The sequence below is a fragment of the Streptomyces anatolicus genome (assembly GCF_019400875.1).
GTDB lineage: Bacteria > Actinomycetota > Actinomycetes > Streptomycetales > Streptomycetaceae > Streptomyces > Streptomyces anatolicus.
This window is the reverse complement of record NZ_WMBF01000565.1, coordinates 1-3,716: the sequence shown is the minus strand read 5'-3', so window position 1 is coordinate 3,716 and position 3,716 is coordinate 1. Positions and strand designations below refer to the sequence as shown.

Here is a 3,716-nt window from a genome sequence, read left to right as displayed (position 1 = left end):
GTGCTGACCTGAGGCGGGGCCGACCTGAGCGGGTGGGGGGCGCGGCGACCTGACCGTACGTACGTTCCGTACGGTGGAGGGCATGGACGGCCTGAGCGAACTGGACGAGCGGATCACCGGCTGCCGCGCCTGCCCCCGCCTGGTCGACTGGCGCGAGGAGGTCGCGCGCACCAAGCGCGCCGCCTTCGAGGAATGGACGTACTGGGGACGCCCGGTGCCCGGCTTCGGTCCGCACGACGCCTCGCTCCTGATCATCGGCCTCGCGCCCGCCGCACACGGCGCGAACCGCACGGGGCGGATGTTCACCGGCGACCGCTCGGGCGAATTCCTCTACCCGGCGCTCTATGACGTCGGCCTGGCCTCGCGCCCCACCGCCGACAGCGCCGACGACGGCCTGACGCTTCACGGCACCCGCATCACCTCACCCGTGCACTGCGCACCGCCCGCCAACAAGCCCACCACGGAGGAGCGCGACACCTGCCGCCCCTGGCTGGTGAGCGAGCTGAAGCTGCTCGCCCCGACGCTCAAGACGGTCGTCGTCCTCGGCGGCTTCGGCTGGCAGGCCGCACTGCCCGCCTTCACCGCGGCGGGCTGGCAGGTGCCGAAGCCGCGCCCCGCCTTCGGGCACGGCGCGCACGTGGTCCTGCCGGGCGGCCCCGAGGGAAAGGGCATCGACCTCTTCGGCTGCTTCCACGTCAGCCAGCGCAACACGTTCACGGGCAGGCTGACGCCCGCGATGCTGCGGGACGTGCTGCGCACGGCAGCCACGGAGGCGGGGCTGCACCCGGTCGCCACGGAGGCGGGGCTGCACCCGGACGGCCCAGCACAGTGAGCCGCGCCGCACGGTGATTCCTAGCGTGAGGACGTGGACGACACTCGCGCAGCCAAGCCCTCCGCAGCCGCCTACCGCAACCTGGCCGTCGCCACGGTCGGCTTCACGCTCACCTTCTGGGCCTGGGACCTGGTGGCGCCGCTCGGCAGCGACTTCAAGGACCGGCTCGGGCTCAGCTCCTTCGAACAGTCGCTGCTTGTCGCCGTGCCGGTGATCGTCGGCTCGCTGGGCCGCGTCCCGGTCGGCGCGCTCACCGACCGCTACGGCGCCCGGCTGATGTTCCCCCTGGTCTCCGCGCTCACCATCGTCCCGGTGCTGCTGATCATCCCCGCCAGGAACAGCTACCTCGCGATGCTCGCCGTCGGCTTCCTGCTGGGTCTCGGCGGCACCACGTTCGCCATCGGCATCCCGCTCGTCAACTCCTGGTTCCCGCCCGCCCGCAGAGGCTTCGCGCTCGGCGTCTTCGGCATGGGCATGGGCGGAGTCGCCCTCTCCGGATACTTCACACCCCGCATCGCCGAGCACGGCGACAACCTGCCCTTCCTCGTCGTGGCGATCGCCCTCGCCGCCTTCGCGGTGCTCGCCGCGCTCCTGATCACCGACCGCCCGGACCGGCCCGTGCCCACCAGCGCGCTCACCACCCGGCTCGGGCAGGCCGGCCGGCTGCGGGTCACCTGGGAGCTGTCGGCGCTGTACGCGATCGGCTTCGGCGGGATCGTCGCCTTCGGCGTCTACCTGCCCACCTACCTCAAGACCTGGTACGACCTCTCACCCACCGACGCCGGGACGAAGGCGGCCGGATTCGCGCTCGTCACCGTCGTCTTCCGGCCCATCGGCGGCTGGCTCTCCGACCGGATCCACCCGGCCACGGTCACCTCGTACGCCCTCGCCGCCGTCGCCCTCTTCGCCGTCATCCAGGCCTTCGACCCGACGCTGAACCCGATCGGCACGATCTGCTTCCTCGCCATGGCGGCGGGCCTCGGCACCGCGAGCGGCAGCGTCTTCGCCCTCGTCTCCCAGGTCACCCCGCAGCCGCAGGTCGGCTCGGTCACGGGCATCGTGGGTGCGGTGGGCGGCCTCGGCGGTTTTGTCCCGCCCCTGGTCATGGGCGCGATCTACAGCGCCAAGGACTCGTACTCGATCGGCTTCATGCTGCTCTCGGACCTGGCGCTCGCGGGCTGCGTGTACGCGTACGGGCGGATGCGGGTCGCGAAGGCGGCCTGACGCCGGGCCGCCCGCCGTCGTTCTCTTCTCCGGGACACGCCACCACGACGAGACACGCCACCAGGAGGGTGGTTTTTCCGGGCTCTGGTGGGATACGACCCGACGTCTGCGGCGGAGCCGCCGCAGACTCCGGGGAACGCGTCGGGCAGGACCGGCGCCGAGTACCTGGAGCCGCCTGGTGTCCCAGCCACCCTCTCTCCGTGCCCGCCCCCGGTCCCGGTTCCCGCTCCTCCGGGTGGTCGTCACCGCCGTACTCCTCCTCGGCGCCGCCACCGGCGGTACGGCCGCGGCAGGCGCCCCGCCCGAGGGCGCCCCCCTCTTCTGGGTCGACCCGGACACCGCCGCCGCCAGGCAGGCCGCCGAGTGGCGGGCGGCGGGGCGGCTCGACGACGCCCGGCTCATCGACCGCATCGCCGACCGGCCCCAGGCGGTGTGGTTCAGCGACGACGGTCCCGGCGCCGTCGTCCGGTCCCGGCTGGCGGCGGCGGCGATGGCGGGGCGCACCCCGGTGTTCGTCGCCTACTTCATCCCGGGGCGCGACTGCGGCTCGTACTCGTCCGGCGGCGCCCGCGACGCCGCCCACTACCGCCAGTGGATCGACGACTTCGCCTCGGGGCTCGGCACCTCGCCCGCGTACGTCATCGTGGAACCGGACGCCGTCGCGCACATGGTGGCGGGCTGCCCGGGGGCCGAGGCCGCCGAGCGCCATGAACTGCTCGCCCACGCCGTCCAGCGCCTCAAGAGCCGCCCGGACACCAAGGTGTACCTCGACGCGGGCAACGCCGGATGGATCACCGACGAGCAGCGCCTGGTCACCCCGCTGCGCAGCGCCGGGATCGCCGAAGCCGACGGTTTCGCCCTGAACGTGTCCAACTTCCGCACGGATGAGGAGAGCGCGAAGTACGGTCATCGGCTCGCCGACGCGCTCGGCGGCGGCAAGCACTTCGTCATCGACAGCAGCCGCAACGGCAACGGCCCCTACGAGGGCACCGAGGGCGAGGCCTGGTGCAACCCGCCGGGCCGCGCGCTCGGCACCCCGCCCACCGCCGACACGGGTGATCCCGCGATCGACGCCTACCTGTGGATCAAGCGGCCCGGCGAGTCGGACGGGACGTGCCGGGGCGGGCCGAAGGCCGGGCAGTGGTGGCCGGAGTACGCGCTGGGGCTCGCGGAGCGCGCACGGGAGGGCGGGGCGGTCGCTGAGCCTGGCGTGGTCGCCGGGACCGCCCCTGTCGCCGGGACCGACCCTGCCCCTGTCGCCGGGACCGGTGGGACCGTCGGTCAGGCGGGCCGCCAGACGTAGCGGATGTCGGGCTCGCGCTCCTCGTTGCCCGAGCCGTCCGTCCGCTCGGCCTCCGTGAAGCCGTGGCGTGCGTAGAACCGCTGAGCCGGGGCGTTGACCTGGAACGTCCGGAGCCAGAGCCCCTGAGGGCTGCGCTCCTTGGCCAGTGCCACGAACCGGTCGCCGATGCCGCGCCCCCGCCACGCCGGGTCGAGGTAGAGCTGGCTCAGCTCGTCGCCGTCCAGCACCATCATGCCGACCGTCTCACCCGCCGCCTCCGCGATCCAGGTGGAGCCGCGCGGCACGACGACGTACTGGAAGAACTCCCGCACTTCGGCATCGGAGTGGGCCCGCCGCACGGTCGGCAGCGCGGCGTCG

Annotated in this window: 4 protein-coding genes; 3 read left to right on the top strand and 1 reads right to left on the bottom strand. The window is 73.4% G+C overall.

Annotated elements, in window-relative coordinates; all coding sequences use genetic code 11:
* The first annotated feature begins 82 nt into the window (after positions 1–82).
* The 3 genes from GKQ77_RS29590 to GKQ77_RS29580 all read left to right on the top strand — a co-directional run bounded on the left by GKQ77_RS29590 (position 83) and on the right by GKQ77_RS29580 (position 3,359).
* The gene (locus tag GKQ77_RS29590; RefSeq protein WP_219692190.1) at positions 83–832 is read left to right on the top strand and encodes a uracil-DNA glycosylase; all 750 of its coding nucleotides are present in this window, start codon (positions 83–85) and stop codon (positions 830–832) included.
* A 33-nt stretch (positions 833–865) separates the two neighbouring features.
* Positions 866–2,056, top strand: a complete 1,191-nt coding sequence (locus GKQ77_RS29585) for an MFS transporter (RefSeq protein ID WP_219692189.1) — start codon at positions 866–868, stop codon at positions 2,054–2,056.
* A 235-nt stretch (positions 2,057–2,291) separates the two neighbouring features.
* Positions 2,292–3,359, top strand: coding sequence for a glycoside hydrolase family 6 protein (locus GKQ77_RS29580; protein WP_372460019.1), 1,068 nt, complete (start codon positions 2,292–2,294; stop codon positions 3,357–3,359).
* Here the strand turns inward: GKQ77_RS29580 and GKQ77_RS29575 are convergent.
* Positions 3,338–3,716 (bottom strand): GNAT family N-acetyltransferase (locus GKQ77_RS29575; RefSeq protein ID WP_219692187.1); only part of this gene is annotated, 379 nt, incomplete at its 5' end. The two genes, GKQ77_RS29580 and GKQ77_RS29575, sit on opposite strands and share 22 nt — an antisense overlap.